Here is a 26,778-nt window from a genome sequence, read left to right as displayed (position 1 = left end):
CGGCCGGCGTCTCGCGCGACCGGTGCGACCCCGCCCGGAATGACATCAGTACGACGAAAGGAAGATCATCGTGATCCAGTCGAGGCCACGGCCCGCCGCCCGGTACGGGGTGGCGTTCGCCGCGGCCCTCATGGTCCTGACCGGGTGTTCGTCCGGCGCCTCGGGGCCGCGCAGCACGTCCGCGGTGGGCATGTCGGCCTCGGTCCCGTCCCCGGACCCGCTCACCTGGCGCAACTGCGGGAAGAACCTCGAATGCGCCACGATCGAGGTGCCGCAGGAATACACCGAGCCCGACGGCGCGCGGATCCCGCTCGCGGTCATGCGGCACCGGGCCACCGATCCCGACCGCCGCATCGGCAGCCTGGTCTTCAACCCGGGCGGGCCCGGGGTCTCCGCCACCGAAACACTGCGCAGTCTGCCCAAGACGGCCGGCACTCCCGGCTCCTTCTCGCCCGAGGTGCTCGCCCGGTTCGACGTCATCGCGATGGACCCGCGCGGCGTCGGCGGATCGCAGGCCGTTCGCTGCCTGACCGACGAGCAGCGAGCCGACGCCGCCGGCACCGCCTTCGACCCGGCCGTCCCCGGGGGCAAACCCCTGCCGCGGCTGCTGGCCGATGCGGCCGCGTTCACCGGCGGCTGCGTCAAGCACCAGAGCAAAGAGTTCCTGGCCAGCATGTCCACCGACAACGTGGCCCGCGACATCGACCAGGTCCGCTCCGCGCTCGGCGAGGACAAGATCACGTACTACGGCTTGTCCTACGGCACCGTGGTCGGCCCGATGTACGCCACCCTGTTCCCGCACCGCGTCCGCCAGATGGTGCTCGACGCGCCCGTCGACACCAACAAGTGGTTCGGCAACTCCCTCACCTTCCTCAACGATGTCGCCGTGGCAAGCGAGAAGACGCTGAACGCCTGGTTCGAGACCTGCCGCGCCGAGGGGACCGCGGTGTGCCCGTTCGGAGCGGGAGACCCGCAGGCGGCCTTCGACACGCTGATCGACACGCTGGAAGCGAAACCGCTGAAGGTCGCACCCGTCGAGGGCACCACTCCGGGCGGCGAACTCGACGGCGCCATGGCCCTGGAGGCCACCCGGGCCCTGGCCGGGGACCAGAACATCTGGCCGTTGCTGACCTCGGCGCTGCTCGCCGCGCAAGAGGGCAAGGGCGCACCCCTGTTCACCCTGTGGAGCAGCGTCACGGTGTCCCCCTTCCCCGTCCCCACCGCGATGTACGAAGCCCACACCGCGGTACGCTGCGCCGACTGGTGGACCCCGGCCGGCGTCGCCGCGCACAAGGCCGCAGCCACCAGGGCCGTCAACGAGGCCGAGCGGATCGGGACCCGGGCCGCCTACTCCGCCCTGAACTGCGCCCGGTGGCCCGCGCCGAACAAGGACCGCGTCACCAAGCCGCTCACCGGCGCCGGTGCGCCGCCGGCCCTGGTGGTCGCGGGCCGGCTGGACCCCGTCACCCCCCATCACTGGGCCGAGGACATGACCCGAACCCTGGACTCCGCGGTCCTGCTCACGCGTGAAGGAGTCGGACACGGCTCCTACGGCGCCAACTCGTGTGTCAGCAAGGCGGTCGACGCCGCCCTCGTCCGGGGCACCCACCCCGCCGACGGCGCCGTGTGCAAGACGGACACGCCCGCCACCACCCGCCCCCTCGTCGTCGCGAACCGTTGAGTCACAGCCCGTCTTCGCGAAGTGTGCCGTAACGTCACCGGTTTCACCGCTCGAACCCGAGGTAGAAGTCCCGCAGCAAGGCAACGCAGCAGAGAATGCGCTCACCGACATACAGGACAGTGGTGAAATCCCAGCCTTCTGCGTCTTCTCTTTCCGTAAAGGCGATGTGAGGAAAACCGCGGGACAGGGGGGTGAGGGGAAAATCCATCTGCCGCGCGTACCACCTCTTCCCGCGGTAAAAGCCCCCCGTCTCGCAACGGCTGAATCTGAGGAGAACACCGTGCCCACCGGAGCAGGGAAGACCGCCGCGCCGATAAGTCCGACCCCGAGGCGCGTACGGCGGGAAATGCCCCAGGAATTCTGAAGGCAGCACACGACCAGGAGTGATCGATGTCCCATCCCGAAGGCGAGCACGGCCCCTCCCCGATCGACGGCAGGAGCCCCCGGGGCACGCCGCCTCCCGCCCCGCGGCCGCCCCTGCTCGAGGCCATGGGCGGCACGGCGGGATTCGTCTACTCGACCGTCCCGGTGGCGGTGTTCGTGATCGTTCTCGCCCTGCTGTCCACGAAGGCGGCCGTGATCGCGGCCGTCGCCACCGGTGCGGTGCTCACCGTGGTCCGGCTGGTCCGCGGCGAACGTCTGCCCGCCGCCTCCGGCAGCCTGACCGGCGTTCTGGTCGCGGCCGGCATCGTCGCGCTCACCGGTTCCGCCAAGGACTTCTTCCTGCTGGGCATCTGGGTGGCCTTCGCCGGTTTCCTCGCCGCATCCGGTTCGGTCCTCTTCCGCCGCCCCCTGACCGGCGTGGCGTGGAACCTCCTGCACGGGGGCACGTACGCCTGGCGCGAGGACCGTCGGGTTCTGCGGGCACACGACATCGCCACCCTCGCCGCGGCACTCGTTTTCGGAGCCCGGTTCGCGGTGAAGCAGTGGCTCTACGTCCACGACGCCACCGGCTGGCTCGCCGTCGCGAAGATCGCCCTGGGCACCCCCCTGACCGTGGTGGCCGCGCTGGTCGTCGCCTGGGCCTTCCGCACGACGTCGAAGCGCCTGGTGGACGGCCGGCCGGCCGAGGCGATCGCTCGGCAGGAGGCCGCACTCCCGCCCCGCGAGGGTGCGTCCGGGTAGCGACACTGTCACGTCACATCAGCGAAGAAGGGGGCCCTGCATGTCGATGAGCCATACGCACGCGGAGACGGTGAGGGAACTCGGAGCGTTCGAGCGGACCATCGACCTCTCCATGCACCGGAACCCCGTCCAGTTCTCCCTGGTCGCCGAGATCGACCGGAAGGTCTGCGAGCAGACCCTGGCGCGGGCGCTGCGGGAGGTGCGGGCACGGCACCCGTTGCTTCGCGTCTCGGTCGACCGCCGGGCTCCCCGGGCCCGCTACCGCTGGGCGGAGGGGCCGGTCCGGGTGGAGACGGCGGCCGAGGGGACTCCCTGGCAGGCGGTCGTCGCCGGTGAGCAGACGCGCCCCGGCGCACCGGAGTACGGCCCGCTGATGCGGGCCGTACTCGTTCCCGCGGAGACCGGCAGCGTCGAGGATGAAGGTGATGTGCCCCTCCTCCGCGTGCCGGTTCATGTCCTCGATGATCACGACGCCGTCGGGCTTGCAGATGCGGGCGCACTCCTTCAGCGTCTCGACCGGCCGGCGCCACCGGTGCAGCGAGGAGAACGAGAAGACGATGTCCGCGGAGCCGTCCGGGAACGGCAGCCGGTTCAGCTTGGCCATCTCGAACTCGACGTCGCCGGCGCTGTTGGCCCACACGGCCGGTGTCAGGTTGTCCTCGGCGACGTCGACGAGGTTCTGGTTCTCCTCCACCCCGGAGACGGCCAGGTCGGGCAGCTTGCCGGCCACGTGCAGGGAGAGCAGGCCGGTGGTGAAGCCGACCTCGACGAGGTCGGTCATGCCGTCGCGGACATGGGCGAGGATGCGGTCGGTCGGCCGCTTGTACGCCATCAGGGCGGACCGGCGCATGCCGAGGTCGTAGAGCCGCACCTTGGCGATGTCGTCGTGCGGGGAGGATCGCGGGACCCGCTCGGCCAGGTCGAGCAGTCGGGTGTCAGTGGCCACAGCCGGCCTCCTCGCTCTTCGGCCGCGTGGTGATCTGGACGGGAATGCGCTGCTGAAGCAGGACGTGCCGTCGAGGTCGACGATGGTCCCCGAGGCCCGTTCCGCGGCCGGGCAGGAGAGGAGATGCACTGTGGCGGCGACCTCATCCGGGGGGCCGGCTCGCCCGGAAGGGCTCTCCGCGCGCAGACACGGGGTGCGGCTCTCCAGGGTGCGCTGTACCCAGGGTAAGCGCACCCCCCTTCGCCCCTACGGCAGTGCAGTGCGCCGCTCTAGCCTCGACGCATGGACATGGAGAAGGCCCTCGTCGTCGACAGCACGCTGGGAGGTTTCCTCCGTGCGCGGCGTGCCCGCCTGCGTCCCGGCGACGTGGGGATCCCCGCCTCCTCCCGTCGCAGGGTGCCCGGTCTGCGACGGGAGGAGGTGGCCGCCCTGGCGGGAGTGAGTTCCGACTACTACACGCGTCTCGAACAGGGCCGCGAGAAGCATCCGTCCCGGCAGATCCTCGAGGCCGTGGGGCGGGCTCTGCACCTGGACGGTGAGACGATGGTCCACCTGCACCGCCTGGCCGGCCCGGCCACCCGCCGGACACGCCGGGCGCCGCGCGTCGAACGCGTCGCCCCGCAGCTCAGGCGCCTCCTCGACACGTGGTGTGACACGCCTGCTTTCGTCGTGAGCCCCGTACTGGACATCCTGGCCCGTAACCGTCTCGCGAGCGTTCTCTACGCGGACTTCACTCACAGTGACAACCTTGTGCGCATGACGTTCCTGGACCCGGTCGCGCGGCGGTTTCATCGAGACTGGGACCGTGCGGCCGAGTCAACGGTGGCCACATTGCGGCATGCGGTAGGCATCGATCCCGAGGATCCGCGCCTGAGCGAGGTCGTAGGCGAGTTGTCCCTGAAGAGCGCGGACTTCTCCACGCTGTGGGCACGGCATGACGTGCGCGCCAAGAGGCGAGAGGCGAAACGCTTCCACCATGCTCAGGTCGGCGACCTCGAACTGCACTTCGAGTCCTTCACCGTCAACAGCGCCCCCAGGCAGCAACTCGTCGTCTACCAAGCCGAACCAGGCACGCCGGACGCCGACGCACTGTCCCTGCTCGGCTCCCTCGGTGCCGGCCTGGGGGCCGAGCAGCCGGCGGCCGGCGCCGCGCTCGACTGAGTCGCCGCCGTTCAGGCCAGGGCCCGCCGGCCAGGCCACCGGAGAGGAAAGAGGCGGGGGCCGGCCACTCCGTTAGGTTGGAGCAATGAGCGACACCACTGTCTTGGGAGAGTTTCTGAGAGCGCGGCGCGAAGCCCTCAAGCCGCAGGACGTGGGACTTCCGGAGCACGGGCGCCGACGGGTGCCCGGGCTGCGCCGTGAGGAGGTCGCCATGCTCGCCGGGGTGAGCGCCGACTACTACATGCGCCTGGAGCAGGGACGGGAATCCAGCCCGTCCCCGCAGGTGATCGATGCGGTCGCCGCCGCCCTTCGCCTCGGTGACGAGGCGCACGACCATCTGCGCAGGCTCGCCAGGGGGCCCAAGGAGCATCGCGGTGTTCCGGACGGTGACGACAGGGTCCACCCACAGCTTCTGCGGCTGATCGACGGCTGGGCCGACACTCCCGCCTTTGTCCTCGGGCCGGCTCTGGACGTCCTGGCGCGCAACGCGCTCGCCGCGGCCCTGCACAGTGGATTCCAACGGTTCGACAACCTGGCTCGCATGGTCTTCCTCGACCCGGCGGGACGTACCTTCTACCAGGACTGGGACGAGTCCGCCCGCTCGTGCGTGGCCGAACTGCGTGCGGCCTTCGGACACGACCCGAAGTCTCCGCGGATCACCGAGGTCGTCGACACCCTCCGCGGGAAGAGCCCCGAGTTCGCCGGGCTGTGGGCACGGCACGAGGTCGAGAGCAAGACGCGGCAGGAAAAGTACCTGTCGCATCCCGAGGTGGGCGCTCTGGAGATCCAGTTCTCGGCCTTCACCGTCGGGGGAGCCCCGCATCAGCAGCTGGTCGTCTACCAGCCGGAGCCTGCGAGCGACACCGCGGCTGCCTTCGCCGCGCTTCGGTCCGGTGCCGGCAGAGAGGCACCGGTGGAGGTGGTGCGGGAGGTATCGCTGTCGTCCCGCGATAACTGACCGTTGTGCGGCCCCTCCCGTGAAGGGGCCCTGAACGAGAAGGTGGGTCCCGTCAGCCGCGCGACGCCGTGCCGTCCCGCCGGATGCGGTGATCGCCCTCCCGGTAGAGCACCAGGTGTTCGTGGAAGAGGACGCCGTCACGGACGTCCCCCGTGGCGGTGAAGCCCGTGTCGTCGACGTAGTCGATGTGGTCGCCGCTGACGGTGTACCTGCCGGTGTAGGCGCTCCGGCGCCGCCCGCGGGCCTCGTCGTAGCGACCGTTCGGCAGTAGTTCCTGGCGGATGAATCCGTCCGCGGTCACCCACATCCCGACGTACGGGTGCGGGTCACGCGGCATGTCGTTGCTGGTCATGGCTTCACTCTCAGGCCAACGAAGGGAAGCGGCCAGGCCGCCTCGTCCCCGGGTACGGCTTTCCTGGGAGCTGTGCACCCACGATCCCGGCCGGAACCGAGCGGGAACCACGTACCGGGACGGACGACTTCCCGGAGGCTGTGCACGGGGGCTGTGCCGGACTCGTCCTCTCCCCGCCGGCCACGGTGCCGGGTCCCCTTCCCCTCTCCTCCAGCCGCCCATGGGTGGGTGCCGTGCACCCGGGTACACGGCGGCCTGGTTCCGCTTGCACAGCCGGACGAACCTGGTGGTCATGCGGCTGCTGTGACGGCCGAGCAACCGCGACCTGCCCGCAAGCAACTCGCTTCGTTCGCCGGGCAGACCGATGAGCCGAACCCCCGAGGAAAACGATGGCCACCCACACCCACGCCGGTGCCCTGAGCTGGCAGCCGGAAGCGCTCGACGAAATCCTCTCGAACGACGAGGGCCGACCCGTCCTGTTCACCAACGCCCGGATCATGACGATGGACCCGCTGATCGGGACCATGACCGGTGCCGACATCCTGTTCGTCGGTTCCCTGATCGTCGGCGTCGGCCCCGCCATCGTCACCGCAGCACAGGACGACAACGCCATCGTCGTCGACTGCACGGGGACCACCATCGTCCCCGCCGTCGTGGACACCGTCGCCCTGACCGGCGGCCGCGGCCGACGCTCGGAACACGTCGCGACGCTGACGCCCGGCAACAGCACCGACTTCTTCGTCGTACCCGAGGAACTCGCCGCCGACGTACCGAGCGCGGTAGCCACCCTCCTGTCCCGCCCGGAGCAGGTCCGCGCACTGCTCGCAGCCGGCCGTCCCGTCCGATGGTCGGGCACCGAAATCCCCGGTGGGCCCACAGCCCTCCCAACCGGCATTCCCTCCGCTCCGGACCTGACCGGCAGCCCACGGCTCGGCGTCTGGATCGACCGGCAGGACTTCCTGCACCAGGAACTCACCGCCGACGGCCGCTACGACGAGACACGAGGCGGCCGCCCCCACGCCTACCAGGGGCGGTTCTGGATCGACGGCGACCGCATCGACTACCTGGACGACCTCGGCTTCTGGGCCTATGGAGAGTTCAAGGGCGACGAGCTGCACCACGCCGGCTACGTCATGAAGCTGAACTGAACCGCCGACCGGCGACGACCGAGCCGCGTACACGGCGAAGCGACCGTCTCCGAACCGTAGCCTCCGCGCTCTTCGAACCCGGGTGCGCGGCGCCCGGGCAAACGGCGCCCTGATGCCGTGGCCGGCCACGCCAGACCGCACACTCAGCCGCCGGGCGCCCCGACGCCCCACCTCCTCCCCCGACGTACTGAAAGCAGCCTTTCCATGACCAACGTCAGCGGTACCGCCGCCGCGGCCGTCCTCGAGCAGCTCCGCCGTCGCCCTGCGGACCAGCGACGCATCCTGTTCACCGGTGCGACCATCGTCACCATGGACGCCGGCCTCGGTGTCCTGCCCAACGCCGATCTGCTCGTCGAGGGCGACACCATCACCGCCGTCGGTCCCGGTCTCGACGCCGGCGACGCCGTGGTCGTCGACGCCACCGACACCCTCCTCACTCCCGGCTTCGTCGACACCCACCGGCACGCCTGGGAAGCCCAGTTGCGCCGGATCATGCCGGACGTCGACGACCTCGGCGGCTACGTCATGTCCACCCTGGCCGGCTACGCCACGGTCTACCGGCCCGAGGACATGTACACCGGCACCAAGCTGGCCGCCCTCACCGCGATCGACAGCGGCATCACGACCATGCTCGACTTCTCCCACAACTCCCGCACCCCCGAACACTCCGACGCCGCTGTCGAGGCCCTCCGCGACACCGGCATCCGCGGCGTGCACGCCTCCATGGGCCCGCACTTCGGCGACTGGGACAAGCAGTGGCCCGGGGACCTGACGCGCCTCAGGAAAAAGTACTTCAACAGCGAAGACCAACTGCTGACGCTGCGCCTGGCGACGCTCGCCACCGACGAGATCGCCGGCCCGGCACTCGCCTACGGTCCCGAACTCGCCCGAGTCGCCAAGGACCTGGGCATCGGGGTGAGCGTGGACGCGGTCTTCGGCACGGCCTCTTCCGAGGCGATCCTGAACTGGGCGCAGAACGGCATCCTCGACGGTGACGTCACCCTCATCCATGCCACCGGACTGACTTCCGCGGCGTGGAAGGCGATGGGCGACAGCGGCACCACCGTGTCCCTCGCCCCCACCTCCGACGCCCAGATCGGCCTGGAGACCGCCATCCCCGCCGTCGATGAGGCCCTGTCCGTCGGCATCCGCCCCGGGCTGAGCATCGACGTCGAAGTCGCCCTTGCGAGCGACATGTTCACACAGATGCGTACGCTGCACGCCATCCAGCGGATGCGGGCCGTCAACGCCGCCTACGGCACCGACGGGCAGCCCTCCCGCATCACCACCCACGACGTCCTCGACTTCGCCACCCTCCAGGGCGCCCGCACCAACGGCCTGGACGGCGTCACCGGTTCGCTCACCCCGGGCAAGAAGGCCGACCTGCTGGTCATCCAGGCCGAGGACCTCAACAACATGCCGCTCAACGACCCCATCGGCACCGTCGTGCTGGGCTCCGACGCCCGCAACATCAGCGCCGTCCTGATCAACGGTGAGGTGCGCAAGTGGAACGGCCACGTCCTCGACGTGGACCTGCCCGCCCTGCGTCGCGAAGTCCACGCCTCACGCGCGTACGTGCTGAACACCCCCGCAGCCTGAGCAACCCGTCACCGCCCCCGGCCGGCCCCTCGCCGGCCGGGGGCACCCCGGCCCCGGCGCCTGCCATCGGCCGGTCATCCCACACACGGGGCCACCGGACGTTCATTGGGGCTGACATCGCCCTCAGCGCCCCCACCGCACATCATACGCACGCACAAAATTGCAGCTCAGGAGCCCTTGACAGCCGGTTCAAGGGCAAGAAGGCCGGCCTGCCAGTCCACGACGACCTGTTCCGCCGTGACTTCACCGCAGCCTGCGCGAACCGGCTGTGGCTTGCCGACATCAGCGAGCACGCCACCGGCGAAGGCAAGCTCTGTCCCTGCGCGGTCAAGGACGTCTTCAGCAACAGGATCGTGGGCCACTCCATCGACGAGCGGATCAAGTCCCGCCTGGCCGTTGCCGCCCTGGACAATGCCGTGGCCCGGCGTGGAGACGTCGACGGGTGCATTCTGCACAGCGATCGCGGATCGCGATTCCGCTCCCGGACATTCGTCCGGGCGCTCGACCGCCACCGGATGGCCGGATCGATAGGGAGGGTCGGAGCTGCCGGCGACCATGCGGCCATGGAGTCCTTCTTCAGCCCGCTGCAGAAGAACGTCCTCGACCGCCGTGTCCGGGCCCACCCGCGAAGGAGCCAGGATCGCGATCGTGACCTGGATCGAGCGGACCTACCACCGACGCCGCGGACAAGCCTCACTCGGCCGGCTGACCCCCATCGAATGCGAGACCGTCATGACCACACCCGCCCTCCAGGCCGCGTGACCGAACCTGTCACCCGAACCTGCATCAGCCCCGTCCCCCGCACACCCAGCGGCACCACCTACCCCGGATCGGCCGGTGTCTGAACTGGTGCAACAGCAGGGGAACTGACGGGCGAGCCGTACCCTCGGGGGAGCCGGCCCGGCACAGTTTCGTCTTGAGCGGACTCCGGTCCACCTCGGTCAGCAACCGCCTACGGGGAAGACGGTGAACGCGCATCTGACCACGGTCTGCGAGTTCCTGCATTTCTGCGCTGGGCAGGGCTGTATCCCCGCGTCAGGACCACACCAACTGAGCCCGGGCGAAGAGCGGCCGTCACGCGTCATACCCCTGGTTCACGAGTGCGTCCGGCGATATCACGCCCATTTGGCGCGACATTCCCCGAGATGCTTGCCTCCATACGCGTCAACCGGCTGAACGGACGCCCCACCGGACGGGACCAGCACGCCCGGCAGAGTGCCGGCAGTCAGCACCACACACGGAACCTGATGCCGAGCCGGACCTCACGACCTCGAACGTCAGGAGACCGGGAACCAGGCCGAGAGGCGCTTTGCAATGACCGGTACATCGACGTGGTCCTGCGCAACGTCCTCGACGAACGGGCCAGCAACGGAGACGGGCGGCGGGACGATACCGGCACTGACGCCGTTGAACCGCAGGAAGACGCGCATGGCGAGCCAGGCGGTGCGCTCGTTGCCGTCGATCAGCGCGTGGTTGCGGGCGACGGAGTGCAGCAGCGCCGCGGCCTTCTCGTGCAACGTGGGATACAACTCGGCTCGGAACACGTTCGTCCGGGGTCTCTCGATTGCCGACACCAGGAGGCCCATGTCACGCACGCTGTGCTCGGTTCCGTTGACGGTGCGGGCGACGGCCAGGATCTCGTCGATCTGGATGTAACGCACGTCGGTCACTTCAGGTAGTCCAGGATCTCCGCATCGCTGTCCATCAGCTCGGCCAGGACGTCATCGACCTTCAGCTCGGCCCGGTCCTGGGCCTCACGGACGGCCTCGATGGCGAGTTCCTGCTTGCTGCGGCCCTCCCGACGAGCCCACTCGGTGAGCTTCGCGTCAAGGTCGTCCGGGAGTCGGAGTGTCATCGCCATACACCCGGCAGAGACTTCCGCTTCGAGCGTCACCCGAGCATCAAGAATCTCCGAAAGCTCATCTGAACGCATCGCCCATGCGGGCGCCTGCCTCACGAACCCGCAGGTCAGCAAAGTGCAAAGATCGATCCGCCCGCTCGAACCGCAGCACGGAGGGAAACAGGTCGAGCAACTCACCCGGACAACAAGAGCGCAGGTCAGGAACCCTTGCTCGCAGGTTCGAGGATCGCCACGCACTCCACATGCGACGTCATCGGAAACAGATCGAACGCCCGCAGCGTCCGCACCCGGTACCCCCCGTCCCGGAAGTACCCCAGGTCCCGCGCCAGCGCCGCCGGATCGCACGCCACGTAGGCGATCCTGCGCGCCCCCAGCGAGGCCAGGTGCTCCACCGTCCTGCGGCCCGCGCCGGACCGCGGCGGGTCGAGGACGACGAGGTCGACGTCCGTGATGCCCGTGCGCGGCAGGACCGACTCGACCTTGCCCTGCTCGACGCGGACGCGGTCGAAGTCGGCGAGGTTGTGCCGGGCGTCCTCCACCGCGCGCTTGCCGGACTCGATGCCGAGGACCGCGCCCTGGTCGCCGACGCGGTCGGCGAGCGCGCCGGCGAAGAGGCCGACGCCGCAGTAGAGGTCGAGGGCCATGTCGCCCTTGCGGGGGAGCAGGCCCTGCATGACCGCGGTCACCAGGGTGTCGGCCGCCTTCGGATGGACCTGCCAGAAGCCGCCGTTGGCGACCCGGTGGGTGCGGCCGTCGGCACGCTCGCGGACGAACGGGCGGCCGTGGACGCGGTGCACGCCACCGGTGCGCTCGTCGACCCGCAGCACCGACACCGGGCGGTCCAGCTCGACCAGCGGCAGGCGCGCGCCGGGCTTCGGCGTGAGGATCACCTGGCGGTCCTGCGAACCGGTCGCGGCGATCGCCTCGACGGAGTCCATGCCCGTCCAGTCGCGCTTCTCGATGCCGAGCTCGCTGACCCCTTCGGCGGCGATCATGCAGTGGTCGATCGGCTCGACCTCGTGCGAGCGGTGGCGGCGCAGTCCGGCGCGGCCGTCGGCGGTGACGGCGTACTGGACGCGCGTGCGCCACGCCGGGACCTGGCCGGCCGGCACCTTGTCGCCCTCGGCGGGCACCACCGTGCCGTCCCAGCCGGCCTCCTCGGGGGTGAGTCCGGCGAGCCGCTGGAGCTGCTCGGCGATGACGTCGGCCTTGAGGCGGCGCTGCGCACCCGGCTTTGCGTGCTGCCAGTCGCAGCCGCCGCAGCGGCCCGGCCCGGCGAAGGGGCAGGGGACGTCGATGCGGTCCTTGGAGGCGTCGAGCACCTCCACGGCGTCGGCCCGCAGGAACCGCGCGCCCTGCTCGCCCTCGGTCACCCGGGCCACGACCCGCTCACCGGGCAGGGCGTGCCGGACGAACAGCACCTGGCCCTCGGAGGTGCGGGCGATGCAGTGACCGCCGTGGGCGACGGGGCCGACCTCGACCTCGTACTCCTCCCCCACCAGCGACTTCCTCGGTTCTGCCTGCATGGTGGGGTGACTCCAAAACGCGTGAGGGAAGGGACCGTACGGCATACGGCCGGACAACAGCCCACCAGTCTACGTGGCTGCCGCCCGGCCGTTGAACCGAGCCGTCGCTCAGGACTTGCGCTCGGGGGACTCCTTGTGCCGGATCTGCGCCGGCCCCCGCCGCACCGCGCCCGGCGCGTTCCAGTCCTGCTGCCTGCGGGCCCGCCGCTTGGCCGCCTCGGAGGATTGCAACTGGTACGGCACCGAGGTGACCATGATCCCGGGCGTGAACAGCAGCCGGCCCTTCAGGCGCAGGGCGCTCTGGTTGTGCAGCAGGTGCTCGTACCAGTGCCCGACGACGTACTCGGGGATGATCACGGACACCGCGTCGCGCGGCGACTCGCGGCGCAGGTTCTTCACGTACTCGATGACCGGCCGCGTGATCTCGCGGTAGGGCGAGTCCAGGACCTTCAGGGGGACGTCGATGCCGCGCCGGCTCCACTCCTCCTGCAGTGCCCTGGTCTCGGCCGGGTCGACGTTGACGCTGAGGGCCTCCAGGGTGTCCGAGCGCATCAGCTTGGCGTAGGCCAGGGCGCGCAGCGTCGGACGGTGGATCTTGGAGATCAGGACGACGGAGTGGACGCGGGAGGGCCGGACGCTGTCGTCGCTCGGGCCCTCGGGGGCGGCGATCTCGGCGGCGACCCGGTCGTAGTGCTTCCGGATGGCCGTCATCGTCACGTAGAAGATCACCATGCCGAGCAGGGCGACCCAGGCGCCGTGCGTGAACTTGGTGACGAGCACGACCACCAGGACCAGGCCGGTGAAGAAGGCGCCGAAGGCGTTGATCGCGCGCGAGCGGATCATGTGGCGGCGCTTGGCCGGGTCCGTCTCGGTGGCCAGGTTGCGGTTCCAGTGCCGGACCATGCCGGTCTGGCTGAGCGTGAAGGACACGAACACGCCGACGATGTACAGCTGGATCAGGCGGGTGGAGTCGGCGCCGTAGATCCCCACCAGCAGCGCGGCGGCGCCGGCGAGGAGCACGATGCCGTTGGAGAAGGCCAGGCGGTCGCCGCGGGTGTGCAGCTGGCGCGGCAGGTAGCGGTCCTGGGCGAGGATCGAGCCGAGCAGCGGGAAGCCGTTGTAGGCGGTGTTCGCGGCGAGGAACAGCACGAGCGCGGTGGCCGCCGCCAGCAGGATGAACAGGAAGCTGCCCTTGCCGAACACGGCCTCGGCGACCTGGGAGATCACCGGGTTCTGCACGTAGTCCGGGCCGAGCGGGGTGCCGTTGTCGACGAGGTCCTTGGCCGGGTTCTCGGCCATGCGGACGTCACTCGCCATGGCCAGGCCGATGATGCCGCAGAACATGGTGACGGCCAGCAGGCCCATCATCGCGAGGGTGGTCGCGGCGTTCTTCGACTTGGGCTTGCGGAAGGCCGGGACGCCGTTGGAGATCGCCTCGACGCCGGTGAGCGCGGCGCAGCCGGAGGAGAAGGCGCGCAGCAGCAGGAAGACCAGGGCGAAGCCGGCCAGGCCCTGGTGCTCGGGCTTGATGACGTAGTCCGCCGTCGGTGCCCGCATGGTCTCGTCCAGGACCAGTCCGCGGAAGGCACCCCACGCGATCATGGTGAAGACACCCGCCACGAAGACGTACGTCGGGATCGCGAAGAGGGAGCCCGACTCCTTCACCCCGCGCAGGTTCATCAGCGTCAGCAGCACGATCACACCGATCGCGCACAGCACCTTGTGCTCGACGACGAACGGGATCGCGGAGCCCAGGTTCTCGATGCCCGAGGAGATCGACACCGCGACGGTGAGGACGTAGTCCACGAGCAGTGCGCTGGCGACGGTCAGGCCGGCCTTGGGGCCGAGGTTCGTGTTCGCCACCTCGTAGTCGCCGCCGCCGCTGGGGTAGGCGTGCACGTTCTGCCGGTAGGAGGCCACCACGGTGAACATCAGCACGACGACCGCGACGGCGATCCACGGGCTGAAGTGGTACGCCGTCACGCCCGCGATCGACAGCACCAGCAGCACCTCGCCGGGCGCGTACGCCACGGAGGACAGGGGGTCGGAGGCGAAGACGGGGAGAGCGATGCGCTTCGGCAGGAGGGTTTCCCCCAGCCGGTCGCTGCGCAGTGCGCGCCCGATGAGGAGCCGTTTGGGCACGTCGGTCAGTTTGGACACAACAGAGGATCGTAGGCGTTCGTTTGTGCGGTCGACCACCCGCCACCCCTCATCGGGGGTCCCTCTGCCCTCCGAGTGAATTCAGAGGCGCGTGCGGCGGAGGATTACGCAGGTCACGCCGATCCCATGCCTATATGACTGAGCCCGGTCCGACTTCCGCCGTCGTCGCCTCAGGAGGCCTCATGCACGCCGCCGCAGAACTGATCGGCGCCGCGGCCACCTTCGTCGTGCTCGGCGTCCTCACGCTGGCGAGCGTGCGCAGCATCGGCCGCCGTTGAGCAGGCCGGCCACTCCGGCGAGCAGCTGCTCGCGTCCGATGCTGTCGGTGCGGGTGGAGGGGACGGTGCAGGCGTAGGCCCCGGCCACCGTGCCGTGCAGGGCGCAGCGACGGGGTGGTTCGCCGTTCAGCCAGGCGTGCAGGAACGCGGCCGCGAAGGCGTCGCCCGCGCCGTTGGAGTCGACGACCGGGCTCGGGGGCGTGGCGGCGGGTACGTGGGTGAGCTCGCCGTCGGTCAGCAGGTGGGCCCCGGCCGCCCCGGCCGTGGCGACGACGACCCGGGCCCGGCCGCGCTCGGCGATCCGCCGCATGGTCCGCTCGGGGTCGGCCAGTGCCGCGCTGGACAGGAAGACCAGGTCGGCCTCGCGGGCGAAGGACTCGTGGTACGGGTTGGCGCCGTCCCAGTCGTGCAGGTCGGTCGAGATCGTCACGCCCGCGGCGCGCAGCACCGGCAGCGCGTGGTCGCAGGGCTGGGTGATGACGACATGGACGTGCCGGCTGACGGACGCCAGGTCCCGCACGGTGGACTCGGGCAGCCGGTCCGTCTCGGCCGAGCGCGTCGCGTCGTAGAGGGACATCCGTCGGCCGTCCGGGCCGACGAGGTTGACGGCCCGCTTGGTGCCGAGCGGCTGCGGGACGGCGGTGAGCGGGATGCCGCGGTCGCGGTGCAGGGCCCGGACGAGGTCGCCCTCGGGGTCGTCGCCGAGCATGTCGAGGTGGTGGGTGCGCAGGCCCAGGGCGCTCGTGGCCAGTGAGAAGAAGTCCCCGCTCTGCCCGGCGCGCGTGACGATCCCGGGCCGGATCATGTGGCTGTCCGCGAACGTCACGGGTAGTTCGGGTACGTGCACGATCGTGTCCACACCGGCGCCGCCCAGCACCAGGACGTCGATCTCATGGCTCATCCGTGCTCTTCTTCCCCTGTACGAGTCCTGCCCCAAGGTCTCATGAACGTCCCGGCGGGCCCATCGGTTTCCGGCGCGATCGCGGCGCGGCGTCCCGCCGGGTCACCGCCGGGCACGGCAGGCCCGGGCAACCCCCTCGCCCTTGCCGCTACGTTGGAGTCGGGCAGCCGGACGCGGCACCGGCCCCGGAGGGCATCGTGGCGTGATTCCACCGGCATGATGTTGGCTGGCGGCCGGTACTCAGGCCGCGACGTGTTGCCTGGCGAGCCGAAAGAGAGACATGAGCACGACATCCATGAGGGCCGGACGGTCCGCAGGAAGCGCGGTGTGACGCGATGCATATTGTGATCATGGGTTGCGGCAGGGTCGGCTCCGCCCTGGCCCAGAACCTGGAGCAGCAGGGACACACCGTCGCCGTGGTCGACCAGGACCCCACCGCCTTCCGCCGCCTGGGGTCCTCCTTCGGCGGCCGCCGGGTCACCGGAGTCGGCTTCGACCAGGACACCCTGCGCGAGGCGGGCATCGAGGAGGCGGGGGCCTTCGCCGCCGTCTCCAGCGGTGACAACTCCAACATCATCGCCGCCCGCGTGGCCCGCGAGATGTTCGGCATCGAGAACGTCGCCGCCCGCATCTACGACCCGCGCCGCGCCGAGGTCTACCAGCGCCTGGGCATCCCCACCGTCGCGACGGTCCGCTGGACGGCCGACCAGATGCTGCGCCGCCTGCTGCCCTCCGGTGCCGAGCCCCTGTGGCGCGACCCCACCGGTGGTGTCCAGCTCGCCGAGGTCTACACCTCCACCGCCTGGGTCGGCCACAAGATCAGCCGGATCCAGGAGGAGACGGGTGTGCGCGTGGCGTTCCTGACCCGCCTCGGCGAGGCGATCCTGCCCACCTCGCAGACGGTGCTGCAGGAAGGGGACCTGGTGCACGTGATGATGCGCACCGACGAGGTCGACACGGTCGAGGCGGCGTTCGCCAAGGGCCCCGAAGAGGAGGACGGTCACTGATGAGGGTCGCCATTGCCGGTGCCGGCGCGGTCGGCCGCTCGATCGCGGGCGAACTGCTGGAGAACGGCCACGAGGTCCTGCTGATCGACAAGACGCCGACCGCCATCTCGGTCGAGCGCGTCCCGCAGGCCGAGTGGCTGCTCGCCGACGCCTGCGAGATCACGTCCCTGGACGAGGCGGCGCTGCAGCGCTGCAACGTCGTCATCGCCGCGACGGGCGACGACAAGGTCAACCTGGTCGTCTCCCTGCTGGCGAAGACGGAGTACGGCGTCCCGCGCGTCGTCGCCCGGGTGAACAACCCGAAGAACGAGTGGCTCTTCAACGAGTCCTGGGGTGTGGACGTCGCCGTCTCCACGCCGCGTCTGATGTCGGCCCTGGTCGAGGAGGCGGTGAGCGTCGGCGACCTGGTGCGTCTGCTGCGCTTCAGCCACGGCGACGCCAACCTGGTCGAGCTGACCCTGCCGGAGGAGTCGGCCCTGGCCGGCACGCAGGTCGGCGACGTGGAGTGGCCCGAGGACACGTCCCTGGTCACGATCATCCGCGGCACGCGCGTCCTCACCCCCTCCCGCGAGGACTCCCTGGAGGCGGGCGACGAACTCCTCTTCGTGGCCGCCCAGGCCCGCGAGGAGCAGTTGGAGGACCTGCTGTCGGTACGCCGGGACAGTGCGGCGAGCTGAGCGGGCTCCCTCAGGGGAGCAACCGGGAAGAGGCGTCCCGATCCGCCGGGACGCCTCCTTCCGTGCGCGCTGTCCGTCAGCGCTTCGGTCTCACTGCTCGGTGGAGCGGGCCGCGGTCTGCTGCCGCTCCCTCTCCTCGGCCGCCTTCTCCTCCGCCTCCATCTCCGCGAACACGTCGATCGGCGCGGGCGCCTTCGCCAGGAAGACCCACGTCAGCCACACGGCGAGCAGGAACGGCGGGATCTTCAGGGCCACCAGGACCCAGCCCAGCTGCGTGGTGTCGGCCCACCAGTACAGCGGGAAGAGGATCGCGCACTTGGCGAGCAGGATCGCGCCCCAGGCGTAACTGGCCTTCGCGTAGGCCTTCTTGCGGCCCGGGTTCCGCGTGCGCCAGGACAGGTTCTCCTTGAAGACCGGGCCCAGGATCAGCCCGATCAGCGGCACCCCGCACAGCGTGGTGATGATGTAGGCGAGGCCCAGACCCAGCGTGTAGAGCATGCCGGGCAGGTAGAAGTCCTTGGCGTTGCCGGTCATCATCGCGAAGACGACACCGAAGGCCACACCGAAGACACCGCTGAAGGCGTGCTTGACGGTGTCCTTCGTCACCAGCCGGACCACGACCAGCACCAGCGACACGGCCAGCGCCGCGATCGCCGACAGGTGCAGATCCTTGTTGACCGTGTAGATGGTGACGAAGAGCAGGCCGGGCAGCACCGTCTCGACCATGCCACGCACGCCGCCGAACGCCTCGAACAGGGCTGCCTCGGTCACCGCCCGGGCGTCGTCCGCGGCGTTCTCTTCGGTCGGCTTGTCGAGCGACGTCACCGGCTACTCCCGTCCGAGGGGTCTCAGTTCGTACTTGGGATTGAACAGCACCCGGCGGCCCCGGCTCATCGAGATCCGGCCCGATGCGATCAGCTTGCGCCCCGGCTCTATCCCCACGATGGAGCGCCTGCCGAGCCACACCACGTCCAGCGCGGCGGAGCCGTCGAACAACTCGGCCTCCAGCGCCGGGACGCCGGCGCGCGGCCGGAGGGTGACCGTGCGCAAGGTACCAGTAACCGTCACTACCTGGCGGTCCTGGCAGTCTCCGATGCGCGTACAACCGGTGGTCTCGGCGTCCTCCCGCAGTTCCTCTGACTCCAGGTCCTCCTGCGAGGAGGAGAGCCGGTCGAGCATGCGCCGGAACCGGCCCGCCGGTTTCTGCGAACGAGGAACAGCACTCATATCTGAAGCGTACCGGGGTGTGCCGACATCTCCGTACTCCCCTGGTGAGGGCCCTCGCGACTGTCCGCGGCAAGGCCCCTCCCGTCACGTCGCGGGATCGCCCACTCCGGCGAGCGGCGGGTGTCGGACGGGGTTGTCGCGGCTCGGCGGGCGGTGCCGACGCAGGCGTCCGCCCGGCCGCCCGGGGCTCGGGAACGCGGCTCGGGACGGCCTGTTTGCTCGCCGGATCCGGTCGAAGGCACCCTTCCGGGGCCGAACAGGGCCGCACCCCCGGGGTGCGGCCCTGATGTCCCGGTGGTTCAGCGGACCTCGGTGATCTCCGGTCCGCGCTGGAGCTGCCCCATTCCGCCGGCGAAGCGGGAGCCCTCTTCCTGCTGGACACTCTCGGGGACCATCTGGGCGTCGTTCGGCAGCTTCAGGACGATCGGGTCGCGGGGCGCCATCGGGCCCTCGCCGCGGACCACGACGGTGTCCCGGAAGATCTGCTCGAGCAGCCCGGCGGCCTGCGGCTGCACCGCGCCCTGGCCCGAGATGACCCCGCGCAGGAACCAGCGGGGCCCGTCCACGCCGACGAACCGCACGACCTGGAAGCCGCCGGTGCCGTCCGGCAGCTGCACCGGGACCTGGGCGCGCAGCTCCCAGCCCAGCGGGCCCTCGACCTCGTCGACGATGCCGCCCTGCTGGGTGATGCCGGTGCCGATCTCCTCGCGCACCTCGCCCCAGATGCCCTCGCGCTTGGGAGCGGCGAAGGCCTGCAGCTGGATGGCGCTGTCGCGCAGCACGACCGTGGCCGCGACGATCGCGTCGCCCGCGACCTCCACCCTGAGCTCCATGCCGTCCACACCCGGCACGAGCAGGCCGCCCAGGTCGACCCGGCCCTCGGCCGGGTCACGGACCTCGGTGCTGTCCCAGGGGCCGTCGGGGCGCGGCGCCGGCTCTAGCCTCAGGCGCTCGCGCTCTTCGTCCGCGTCAGTGTCGACACCGTCGACGACCTGCTCGGCCTCGCCGGCCGCGTCCTCGGCGGCATCCCTCTTCTTGCGACGTCCGAACACGTCACTGTCCTTCCCGGTCGGATACGACCGAAGCGTATCGATTCCCACCCGCCTGACCGCCCAGGGCGGCCTGACCGCTTGTGCCGCTCGTCCCGTCCACCGCGGCGTGCCCTCCGGTGGACCCGAAGCCCCCCTCGGCCCGCACGGAATCGGGAAGCTCCGCCACTTCCTGGAGGCGGACCCTCTCGACCTGCTGGACGACGAGTTGGGCAATCCGGTCGAAGCGCTCGAACCGCACGGCCTCGCGCGGGTCGAGATTCACCACGATCACCTTGATCTCCCCACGGTACCCGGCATCAACCGTCCCCGGGGCATTCACCAGGGCGACGCCGCAGCGAGCGGCCAGACCGGATCGCGGGTGCACGAAGGCCGCGTACCCCTCCGGCAGCGCCACGGACACGCCCGTGGGCAGCACGGCCCGTTCGCCGGGCGCCAGTTCGCAGGACTCGGTGGTGCGCAGGTCGGCTCCGGCGTCACCGGGGTGCGCGTACGACGGAAGCGGTACGTCCGGATCGACGCGCCGGATCAGCACGTCGACCGGCTGACGGCTCACGGGGCTCGTGGGCGGCGCGGGGGTGATGTGGCTGTCCGCCGGACTCACGGGTTCACCTCGAACGCGCGGGCGCGGCGGACCTGGTCCGGGTCGCTCATGGCGGCCTGGATCTCCTCCTGGCGGCCGTGGTCGACGAAGTGGTCGACCTTCACCTCGATGAACAGTGCGTCGGCACGGACGGCGACGGGACCGTCGGGTCCGCCGACGCGTCCGGTCGCGGTGCAGTAGATCTTCCGCCCGGCCACCGCGGTGACCTCGGCCTCCAGGTGCAGGGTGGTGCCGACGGGGACGGGCCGCACGAAGTCGGTCTCCAGCCGCCCGGTGACGGCGATGGTGCGCAGCAGCCAGGTCAGCGAGCCGAGGGTCTCGTCCAGGGCCGTGGCGAGGACACCGCCGTGCGCGAGGCCCGGGGCGCCCTGGTGCGCGGGCTTCACGACGAACTCGGCGGTGAGGGACACACCCTCGCCGGCCCGTGCCTCCAGGTGCAGCCCGTGCGGCTGGTCGCCGCCGCAGCCGAAGCACTGGCCGTAGTGCGCGCCGAGGAGCTCGCCGGGCGCGGGGGCGTCCGGGTGCCGCACCGGTGGCACGGCGTCGGCCGGGGGCTGGAGAACGGGGGAAGTACCACTCACAGGCGCAGACCTTACCCGCGCGTCGGCCCCTTCCGGACACCGTGTCAAGCTTGGCTCCATGCAGCTCTCCGCCGCCCCCTACGAAGAACGCCTGACCGCCCCGCGGACCTGGTGGCTCATCTCGTTCCTCGTCGGGGTCTCCATGGCCCTGGTCCTGCTCCCGTTCGGCGTGCTCCCGATGCTCGGCGGCCTGGCCGGGGGCACCGCGGTCGCGGCCGTCGCCGCGAGTTCGTACGGCTCGGTCCGCATCCGCGTCGTGGGCGGTTCCCTGATCGCGGGGGAGGCGAGGATCCCGGTGGCGGCCCTGGGCGAGGCGCAGGTGCTGGACGCCGAGGAGGCCCGAGCCTGGCGCACCCACAAGGCCGACCCGCGCGCCTTCCTCCTGCTGCGCGCCTACATCCCGACGGCCCTGCGCGTCGAGGTCACGGACCCACAGGACCCGACCCCGTACCTGTACCTGTCCACCCGCACCCCCGAGCGCCTGGCCGAGGCCCTGAGGGCGGCGAAGACCGCTTGAGCACAGCTGCGCGGAGGGTCACCCGGGGGCTTCGGCTTGCTGCCGCCGGGGGCCTGTCGCGGGCATCACTCGGAAAACGGGAGCGGCCACCTGAAGGCCGAGCCGCGGGAGCTGCCGCCCGAAAGCCGAGGGGGGACTCCCGGGGGCGAGCTCCCCAAGAAGACGGGTGCGCTGCGAACGCTCCGCGGACTCAGCCGTCGCCCTGACCGGGATGTCCGCCGTAGGGCTCGCCATCCCCGCGGCGGCCCAGCGGGTCGTGTGTGATCTCGCCGATCTCCAGGGCGTCCGCCGGACTCTCCAGGGCGGGGAGTGCCTCCAGGGCCTCCCAGGGCACCTGGATCCCGCGCAGGTCGCCGCGGATCCGGCCGGCCAGCTTTCTCGTCTCGCTGCGGTTCATGGCGGCACCCACGGCCGCACCGACCAGGAACGGCATGAGGTTCGGCATGTTGCGGACCATCCGCTTCATGATCCGCTGCCGCAGCTCCCGCTTCATGCGGCTGTTCAGCGCCACGCTGATCGTCGACGGCCTGGTCGCGTCGACGCCGCGCTCCCCCGACCACGAGTCGAGGTACGCGGTGCTGCGCTGCTTGAGGTTCCCGGCGGGCCGCACCCCGTACACCTCGTGAAGTTCCGCGATCAGCTTGAGCTCGATCGCCGCGACGGCGGTGATCTCGGCGGCCAGTTCCGTCGGCATCGCCGGGGGCACGGGCAGCATGGCCGCCGCGCCGACGCCGGCTCCGACCGTCGCCGTCGCCGTCGCCGCACCCGCGACGAGCTTGTCGGCGAGCTCCTCCGGCCCCAGGCCCGGGAACTGTCTGCGCAGGGTCGCCAGGTCCCGTACGGGGACCCTCGGAGCCAGCTCGATGATCCGGTCGGCGAGGTACGCGAGGCCGGCTCGCGCCCTGTCGCCGCCCTTGCGGGCTCCTTCTCTGGCCCGCTCACGGAACGTCCCCGCCCGTCGCTCGGCGACGGATGCGGGGACGTCCACGGACGCCGGGAGGTCACCCCGGTCCGCTGCCGGTTCGAGCGAGGCCGCCCCCGTACCGGTTGAGCCTCGCTCGTCGTCACGCACGCCGTACCTCGGGCCGCCCATCGGCCCTTCGTCCGCTTTCCTCCGGGAAAAGCGGCGCTTCCAGGGAGGGGTCGAGCCAGTCACGGCCGACCCGTCCTCAGTCGCAGTCGCGGCAGATCGGCTGACCGTTCTTCTCCCGGGCCAGCTGGCTGCGGTGGTGCACCAGGAAGCAGCTCATGCAGGTGAACTCGTCCTGCTGCTTCGGGAGCACCCGGACGGCCAGCTCCTCATTGGAAAGATCGGCTCCGGGCAGCTCGAGTCCCTCGGCGGCCTCGAACTCGTCGACATCCACGGCCGAGGCCGACTTGTCGTTTCGCCGGGCCTTGAGTTCTTCAAGGCTGTCCGAGTCGACGTCGTCGTCGGTCTTGCGTGGAGTGTCGTAATCGGTTGCCATATCGCTCTCCCCCTCTGGGTGTCTGCGGTGTCTCCAGCGCACGTAACGCGTGAGAGGCCGGACTTGTGCCCGACCTGAGGCGGAGATTTTGCCTCACATCAAGGTCTGTTACTCAATCGACACCCAACCGGACTCCTCATGAGTGATCGGCTTGGATGGCGATGGGGACCGTACACGGTCCGAATGCCGCACTACAAAGGCGTCTCACCGTGTACTTCCCGTGATCAGGACCCCCGAAAACCGGGATGTTCCCGGCTTTCCGACAGAGTGCGTGATCACGGAGAGTGAATAACGGGAAAAGCGCCCCTGTGATCGATCACACACGGGGCCCGCGCGGCGCGCCCTGCGAAATTCAGCGCAAAGCGAACATCCCCGGGTGCCGCCGAGTTGATCGGCGACATGATCTCAGATCGGCAGCGTGACTCGCATGACGAGTCCTCCTCCCTCGCGCGGCTGGGCGTAGATGTGCCCGCCGTGCGCCCGGGCCACGGACCGGACGATGGAAAGACCGAGTCCGACTCCCTTGTCACTGCCCGTCCTTTCCGTGCGCAATCGCCGGAACGGCTCGAAGAGATTGTCGATCTCGTACGCCGGCACGACCGGACCCGTGTTGGAGACGATCAGGACCCCCTGGCCGTGCTGGACATCGGTGGTGACCTCGACCCAGCCGTCCTCGGGGATGTTGTAGCGCACGGCGTTCTGCACCAGGTTCAGCGCGATCCGCTCCAGCAGCACGCCGTTGCCCTGGACGACGGCGGGTTTCTGCTCGCCGCGGATCGTCACGCCCTTGCTCTCGGCCTCGGCGTGCACCTGGTCGATGGCCTGCTCGGCGACCTCGGCGAGGTCGACCGGTCCCCGCTCGACGATCTGGTTGTCGCTGCGGGCGAGCAGCAGCAGTCCTTCCACGAGCTGTTCGCTGCGCTCGTTGGTCGCCAGCAGTGTCTTGCCGAGCTGCTGGAGCTCCACCGGAGCACCCGGATCGGACAGGTGCACCTCAAGAAGGGTGCGGTTGATCGCCAGCGGCGTTCTCAGCTCGTGCGAGGCGTTGCCGACGAAGCGCTGCTGCGCGGTGAAGGCGCGCTGCAGCCGCTCCAGCATGTCGTCGAAGGTGTCCGCCAGCTCCTTCAGCTCGTCGTCCGGGCCGTCCAGCTCGATCCGGCGGGACAGGTCCGAGCCCGCCACCGCGCGAGCGGTGCGGGTGATGCGGCCCAGCGGCGACAGCACGCGTCCGGCCATGGCGTAGCCGAAGGCGAAGGCGATGACCGCCAGGCCGAGCAGCGCCAGCAGCGAGCGGCTGAGCAGACTGTCCAGCGCGTGCCGTCGCTGCTCGTTGACGCAGCTGTTCATGGCGTCGTTGAACTCGCCGGGAGAGGCCTGGTCGGGCAGGTTGCAGATGGTGCTGGTGACCTTGCCCTCCTCGATCTTGAACGGCAGGTCACTGCCCACGTGCAGGGCCTGTGCGGCCAGCAGGTAGATGATCGACAGCAGCAGGATGCCGGCTATCAGGAACATGCCGCCGTAGAGCAGCGTGAGCCTTATGCGGATGGTCGGGCGCAGCCACGGGAAGGGCGGCAAGGGCCTTCTGGGGTCCCAGGTGGGCTTCGGGGGCGCCTGCGGAGGCGCGGGAGTCGCTGCCACGGTGATCAGATCCGGTAGCCGGAGCCGGGGACGGTGACGATGACGGGCGGCTCGCCCAGCTTGCGGCGCAGGGTCATGACCGTCACGCGCACGACGTTGGTGAACGGGTCGGTGTTCTCGTCCCAGGCCTTCTCCAGGAGCTGCTCCGCCGAGACGACGGCGCCCTCGCTGCGCATCAGCACCTCCAGCACGGCGAACTCCTTGGGGGCGAGCTGGACCTCCTTGCCGTCGCGGAAGACCTCGCGGCGATTGGGGTCGAGCTTGATCCCCGCGCGCTCCAGCACGGGCGGCAGGGGCACGCTGGTGCGCCGGCCGAGGGCGCGCACGCGGGCGATGAGCTCGGTGAAAGCGAAGGGCTTGGGCAGGTAGTCGTCGGCGCCGATCTCCAGGCCCTCGACCCGGTCGCTGACGTCGCCGGAGGCCGTGAGCATCAGCACGCGCGTGGGCACGCCGAGGTCGACGATCTTGCGGCAGACGTCGTCGCCGTGCACGAGCGGGAGGTCGCGGTCGAGTACGACCACGTCGTAGTCGTTGACGCCGATGCGCTCCAGGGCGGCCGCACCGTCGTACACGACGTCGACGGCCATGGCCTCCCGGCGCAGTCCGGTGGCCACCGCATCGGCGAGCAGTTGCTCGTCCTCGACGACGAGTACGCGCACGTTCCTGGTCCTTCCTCATGTCCGCCCGCGTATCGCTGGTGAGGGCGGACGCGGGCAGGGGTCTACGACGGTGTCGGTGTGCTGCCTCCATCCTGCCCTTTTCCGTCATAAGTCGGCGGTAAGGCGGGTGGGCCCTGGCACCGACGGGACCGGACACCACGCTCCGGACGGGAGCGGGAGATTTTCTTTCCGGGTGGAGGTTTCCACGGAAGGGAGCTTGGGGAGACCGGCTTTACATCCCACGATCACGCTCTGCCGGTGCCGCACACCCATGCGGTACGCATCACTCCGCTTTTCCGCAGGGCGGGCGTGGGTGTCCGGCACCGTCGCCGCCCGGCCGAGCGGCGCCGGGCATCCACATGAGACGTGATCGTCCCTTCCGACCGGCACATCCCTGTGCCATCGACCCACGACCCAGGACGAGGGGGCGCAGCATGGACGCTTTCACCGCAGGACTTCTGCAGCGCATAAGGTCGACCGAATCCGATCTGTCCCGGGCTCGCGACGAGGGCGACGACTTCCTCGTCGAGGTGGAGCAGGGTGAGCTCGACGACCTGCGCCGTCTCGCCGCCGAGCACGGTGTGGAGGTCGGCGCGACGCGCGTCTGATCAGGTTGAAGCGAGCGGGCCCCGGCGAATCCAGCGCCGGGGCCCGCTTCGTCGTTCCACCGTGTTCACACACTGTCCGGCGTGCCGCCGGCCCCGCCGTTCGTGCGGGGGTCGGCAGCGGTCGGTCGCCTCTCAGTCGTGCCAGGCGCCGAAGTCCTCCAGGAGGCGCTGGAGGGGCTCGAAGACGCCCGGGGTGCCGGCGACGGTCAGGGCGCCCGACGGGCGCTCCCCCGGACGTCCGCCGGTCAGCGCGCCCGCCTCCCGGGCGATCAGGTCGCCCGCAGCGAGGTCCCAGGCGTGCAGGCCGCGCTCGTAGTAGCCGTCGAGGCGTCCAGCGGCCAGGTCGCACAGGTCGGCCGCGGCCGAGCCGCCGCGCCGGATGTCGCGCAGCAAGGGGATCAGCCGCCGGGCGACCTCGGCCTGGTGGGCGCGGACCTCCTGGACGTAGTTGAAGCCCGTGGAGACCAGCGCCTCGTCCAGCGGCGGCGCCGGGCGGCACGCCAGTCTGCGCTCGCCCTCCCAGGCGCCGGTGGCCCAGGCACCGCCACCGCGCACGGCGTGGAACGTCTCGCCGCGCATCGGGACGGCCACGACCCCGACGACGGTCTCGCCGTCCTGCTCGGCGGCGATGGAGACGGCCCAGGTGGGCAGCCCGTACAGGTAGTTGACCGTGCCGTCGAGCGGGTCGACCACCCAGCGGACACCGCTCGTGCCCTCGGTGGAGGCGCCCTCCTCGCCGAGGAAGCCGTCGTCCGGGCGGTGCTCGGCGATGAGGCCGGTGATCAGCTTCTCGGCCGCGATGTCCATCTCCGTGACGACGTCGATGGGGCTGGACTTGGTCGCGGCGACCGCGAGGTCGGCCGGACGGCCGTCGCGGAGCAGCGCACCGGCGCGGTGGGCGGCCTCCTGGGCGAGGTCGAGCAGGTCCGTGTGCAAGGGGTCCGTCACTGGGTTCCTCACGCGTAGGGGCTGTCGGCGCCCGCCGCGGCGGGCCGGGGGGCACGGGCCGGGCAGCAGCCGACCGGGCAGAGCTGATGGCTCGCCCCGAG

Annotated in this window: 28 protein-coding genes and 1 pseudogene; 11 read left to right on the top strand and 18 right to left on the bottom strand. The window is 70.5% G+C overall.

Annotated elements, in window-relative coordinates:
• Nucleotides 1-45: 45 nt before the first annotated feature.
• The gene (locus ACFW6P_RS25935) at nucleotides 46-192 is read right to left on the bottom strand and encodes a hypothetical protein (RefSeq protein WP_386357973.1); all 147 of its coding nucleotides are present in this window, start codon (nucleotides 190-192) and stop codon (nucleotides 46-48) included.
• Here ACFW6P_RS25935 and ACFW6P_RS25930 point away from each other — a divergent pair.
• Both ACFW6P_RS25930 and ACFW6P_RS25925 read left to right on the top strand, forming a co-directional pair.
• Nucleotides 191-1,681 (top strand): alpha/beta hydrolase, encoded by a 1,491-nt coding sequence (locus tag ACFW6P_RS25930; protein WP_386424952.1) that lies wholly within the window; start codon nucleotides 191-193, stop codon nucleotides 1,679-1,681. The genes ACFW6P_RS25935 and ACFW6P_RS25930 overlap by 2 nt on opposite strands.
• Before the next feature lie 390 nt (nucleotides 1,682-2,071).
• The gene (locus ACFW6P_RS25925) at nucleotides 2,072-2,806 is read left to right on the top strand and encodes a DUF3159 domain-containing protein (protein ID WP_386357977.1); all 735 of its coding nucleotides are present in this window, start codon (nucleotides 2,072-2,074) and stop codon (nucleotides 2,804-2,806) included.
• A gap of 13 nt (nucleotides 2,807-2,819) precedes the next feature.
• On the opposite strand, the gene ACFW6P_RS25920 is transcribed toward ACFW6P_RS25925, so the two are convergent.
• On the bottom strand, nucleotides 2,820-3,752 hold the full coding sequence (locus tag ACFW6P_RS25920) for a class I SAM-dependent methyltransferase (RefSeq protein ID WP_386424949.1): 933 nt from the start codon (nucleotides 3,750-3,752) through the stop codon (nucleotides 2,820-2,822).
• 282 nt (nucleotides 3,753-4,034) lie between these two features.
• On the opposite strand from ACFW6P_RS25920, the gene ACFW6P_RS25915 reads away from it, so the two are divergent.
• Both ACFW6P_RS25915 and ACFW6P_RS25910 read left to right on the top strand, forming a co-directional pair.
• Complete coding sequence (locus ACFW6P_RS25915) at nucleotides 4,035-4,913, top strand: helix-turn-helix transcriptional regulator (protein WP_386357980.1); 879 nt, start codon at nucleotides 4,035-4,037, stop codon at nucleotides 4,911-4,913.
• 85 nt (nucleotides 4,914-4,998) lie between these two features.
• Nucleotides 4,999-5,871, top strand: coding sequence for a helix-turn-helix transcriptional regulator (locus ACFW6P_RS25910; RefSeq protein WP_386357982.1), 873 nt, complete (start codon nucleotides 4,999-5,001; stop codon nucleotides 5,869-5,871).
• 52 nt (nucleotides 5,872-5,923) lie between these two features.
• Here the strand turns inward: ACFW6P_RS25910 and ACFW6P_RS25905 are convergent, their stop codons facing one another.
• Nucleotides 5,924-6,223: an Atu4866 domain-containing protein gene (locus tag ACFW6P_RS25905; protein ID WP_386357984.1), complete on the bottom strand. Its 300-nt coding sequence runs from the start codon at nucleotides 6,221-6,223 to the stop codon at nucleotides 5,924-5,926.
• A 389-nt stretch (nucleotides 6,224-6,612) separates the two neighbouring features.
• Here ACFW6P_RS25905 and ACFW6P_RS25900 point away from each other — a divergent pair, with 389 nt between their 5' ends.
• The 3 genes and pseudogenes from ACFW6P_RS25900 to ACFW6P_RS25890 all read left to right on the top strand — a co-directional run.
• Nucleotides 6,613-7,371 (top strand): Atu4866 domain-containing protein, encoded by a 759-nt coding sequence (locus ACFW6P_RS25900; RefSeq protein WP_386357986.1) that lies wholly within the window; start codon nucleotides 6,613-6,615, stop codon nucleotides 7,369-7,371.
• Nucleotides 7,372-7,575: 204 nt separating this feature from the next.
• Nucleotides 7,576-8,970 carry an amidohydrolase family protein gene (locus ACFW6P_RS25895; RefSeq protein WP_386357988.1) on the top strand — a complete coding sequence of 465 codons (1,395 nt, stop codon included), beginning with the start codon at nucleotides 7,576-7,578 and terminating at the stop codon, nucleotides 8,968-8,970.
• 203 nt (nucleotides 8,971-9,173) lie between these two features.
• Nucleotides 9,174-9,732: pseudogene (locus ACFW6P_RS25890) on the top strand (transposase); the annotation flags it as partial.
• A 515-nt stretch (nucleotides 9,733-10,247) separates the two neighbouring features.
• Here ACFW6P_RS25890 and ACFW6P_RS25885 read toward each other — a convergent pair.
• From ACFW6P_RS25885 to ACFW6P_RS25865, 5 genes are all read right to left on the bottom strand, one after another.
• Complete coding sequence (locus ACFW6P_RS25885; RefSeq protein ID WP_386357990.1) at nucleotides 10,248-10,640, bottom strand: type II toxin-antitoxin system death-on-curing family toxin; 393 nt, start codon at nucleotides 10,638-10,640, stop codon at nucleotides 10,248-10,250.
• Nucleotides 10,637-10,831 (bottom strand): ribbon-helix-helix protein, CopG family, encoded by a 195-nt coding sequence (locus ACFW6P_RS25880; protein ID WP_386424947.1) that lies wholly within the window; start codon nucleotides 10,829-10,831, stop codon nucleotides 10,637-10,639. The genes ACFW6P_RS25885 and ACFW6P_RS25880 overlap by 4 nt, the downstream gene beginning before the upstream one ends.
• A gap of 197 nt (nucleotides 10,832-11,028) precedes the next feature.
• Nucleotides 11,029-12,357, bottom strand: a complete 1,329-nt coding sequence (locus ACFW6P_RS25875) for a class I SAM-dependent RNA methyltransferase (protein ID WP_386357994.1) — start codon at nucleotides 12,355-12,357, stop codon at nucleotides 11,029-11,031.
• Nucleotides 12,358-12,465: 108 nt separating this feature from the next.
• Nucleotides 12,466-14,517 carry an APC family permease gene (locus tag ACFW6P_RS25870; RefSeq protein WP_386357996.1) on the bottom strand — a complete coding sequence of 684 codons (2,052 nt, stop codon included), beginning with the start codon at nucleotides 14,515-14,517 and terminating at the stop codon, nucleotides 12,466-12,468.
• A gap of 240 nt (nucleotides 14,518-14,757) precedes the next feature.
• Complete coding sequence (locus ACFW6P_RS25865; RefSeq protein ID WP_386357998.1) at nucleotides 14,758-15,696, bottom strand: PfkB family carbohydrate kinase; 939 nt, start codon at nucleotides 15,694-15,696, stop codon at nucleotides 14,758-14,760.
• A gap of 335 nt (nucleotides 15,697-16,031) precedes the next feature.
• On the opposite strand from ACFW6P_RS25865, the gene ACFW6P_RS25860 reads away from it, so the two are divergent.
• On the top strand, nucleotides 16,032-16,703 hold the full coding sequence (locus tag ACFW6P_RS25860; RefSeq protein ID WP_386358000.1) for a potassium channel family protein: 672 nt from the start codon (nucleotides 16,032-16,034) through the stop codon (nucleotides 16,701-16,703).
• Nucleotides 16,703-17,380, top strand: coding sequence for a potassium channel family protein (locus ACFW6P_RS25855; protein WP_386358002.1), 678 nt, complete (start codon nucleotides 16,703-16,705; stop codon nucleotides 17,378-17,380). Before ACFW6P_RS25860 ends, ACFW6P_RS25855 begins: the two co-directional genes overlap by 1 nt.
• A 90-nt stretch (nucleotides 17,381-17,470) precedes the next feature.
• Here the strand turns inward: ACFW6P_RS25855 and ACFW6P_RS25850 are convergent, their stop codons facing one another.
• From ACFW6P_RS25850 to ACFW6P_RS25830, 5 genes are all read right to left on the bottom strand, one after another.
• The gene (locus ACFW6P_RS25850; protein ID WP_386358004.1) at nucleotides 17,471-18,205 is read right to left on the bottom strand and encodes a DUF3159 domain-containing protein; all 735 of its coding nucleotides are present in this window, start codon (nucleotides 18,203-18,205) and stop codon (nucleotides 17,471-17,473) included.
• Nucleotides 18,206-18,208: 3 nt separating this feature from the next.
• The gene (locus tag ACFW6P_RS25845; RefSeq protein ID WP_386358005.1) at nucleotides 18,209-18,607 is read right to left on the bottom strand and encodes an OB-fold nucleic acid binding domain-containing protein; all 399 of its coding nucleotides are present in this window, start codon (nucleotides 18,605-18,607) and stop codon (nucleotides 18,209-18,211) included.
• Between the two features lie 299 nt (nucleotides 18,608-18,906).
• Nucleotides 18,907-19,659 (bottom strand): DUF3710 domain-containing protein, encoded by a 753-nt coding sequence (locus ACFW6P_RS25840; protein WP_386358006.1) that lies wholly within the window; start codon nucleotides 19,657-19,659, stop codon nucleotides 18,907-18,909.
• Between the two features lies 1 nt (nucleotide 19,660).
• The gene (dut, locus tag ACFW6P_RS25835) at nucleotides 19,661-20,212 is read right to left on the bottom strand and encodes a dUTP diphosphatase (RefSeq protein ID WP_386358023.1); all 552 of its coding nucleotides are present in this window, start codon (nucleotides 20,210-20,212) and stop codon (nucleotides 19,661-19,663) included.
• 44 nt (nucleotides 20,213-20,256) lie between these two features.
• The gene (locus ACFW6P_RS25830; RefSeq protein WP_386358008.1) at nucleotides 20,257-20,841 is read right to left on the bottom strand and encodes a PaaI family thioesterase; all 585 of its coding nucleotides are present in this window, start codon (nucleotides 20,839-20,841) and stop codon (nucleotides 20,257-20,259) included.
• A 58-nt stretch (nucleotides 20,842-20,899) separates the two neighbouring features.
• On the opposite strand from ACFW6P_RS25830, the gene ACFW6P_RS25825 reads away from it, so the two are divergent.
• Complete coding sequence (locus ACFW6P_RS25825) at nucleotides 20,900-21,358, top strand: DUF3093 domain-containing protein (protein ID WP_386358010.1); 459 nt, start codon at nucleotides 20,900-20,902, stop codon at nucleotides 21,356-21,358.
• 190 nt (nucleotides 21,359-21,548) lie between these two features.
• On the opposite strand, the gene ACFW6P_RS25820 is transcribed toward ACFW6P_RS25825, so the two are convergent.
• The 4 genes from ACFW6P_RS25820 to ACFW6P_RS25805 all read right to left on the bottom strand — a co-directional run bounded on the left by ACFW6P_RS25820 (nucleotide 21,549) and on the right by ACFW6P_RS25805 (nucleotide 25,121).
• Entirely contained in the window at nucleotides 21,549-22,514 is a 966-nt protein-coding gene (locus ACFW6P_RS25820; protein ID WP_386358012.1) for a hypothetical protein, read from the bottom strand.
• A 13-nt stretch (nucleotides 22,515-22,527) separates the two neighbouring features.
• Complete coding sequence (locus ACFW6P_RS25815) at nucleotides 22,528-22,824, bottom strand: DUF4193 domain-containing protein (RefSeq protein ID WP_003993510.1); 297 nt, start codon at nucleotides 22,822-22,824, stop codon at nucleotides 22,528-22,530.
• 405 nt (nucleotides 22,825-23,229) lie between these two features.
• Nucleotides 23,230-24,462, bottom strand: a complete 1,233-nt coding sequence (locus ACFW6P_RS25810) for a sensor histidine kinase (RefSeq protein WP_386358014.1) — start codon at nucleotides 24,460-24,462, stop codon at nucleotides 23,230-23,232.
• A gap of 5 nt (nucleotides 24,463-24,467) precedes the next feature.
• Nucleotides 24,468-25,121: a response regulator transcription factor gene (locus tag ACFW6P_RS25805; protein ID WP_386358015.1), complete on the bottom strand. Its 654-nt coding sequence runs from the start codon at nucleotides 25,119-25,121 to the stop codon at nucleotides 24,468-24,470.
• Nucleotides 25,122-25,555: 434 nt separating this feature from the next.
• On the opposite strand from ACFW6P_RS25805, the gene ACFW6P_RS25800 reads away from it, so the two are divergent.
• Nucleotides 25,556-25,729, top strand: a complete 174-nt coding sequence (locus ACFW6P_RS25800) for a hypothetical protein (protein WP_386358017.1) — start codon at nucleotides 25,556-25,558, stop codon at nucleotides 25,727-25,729.
• Between the two features lie 132 nt (nucleotides 25,730-25,861).
• Here ACFW6P_RS25800 and ACFW6P_RS25795 read toward each other — a convergent pair whose 3' ends face one another.
• A complete protein-coding gene (locus tag ACFW6P_RS25795; RefSeq protein WP_386358018.1) occupies nucleotides 25,862-26,677 on the bottom strand; it encodes an inositol monophosphatase family protein in 816 nt (271 codons plus the stop codon).
• Nucleotides 26,678-26,778: the final 101 nt, after the last annotated feature.

The sequence above is a fragment of the Streptomyces sp. NPDC058741 genome, from assembly GCF_042746715.1.
Lineage (GTDB): Bacteria > Actinomycetota > Actinomycetes > Streptomycetales > Streptomycetaceae > Streptomyces.
Note: the sequence above shows the minus strand (reverse complement) of the source record. Positions and strands in the feature narration are given on the sequence as shown.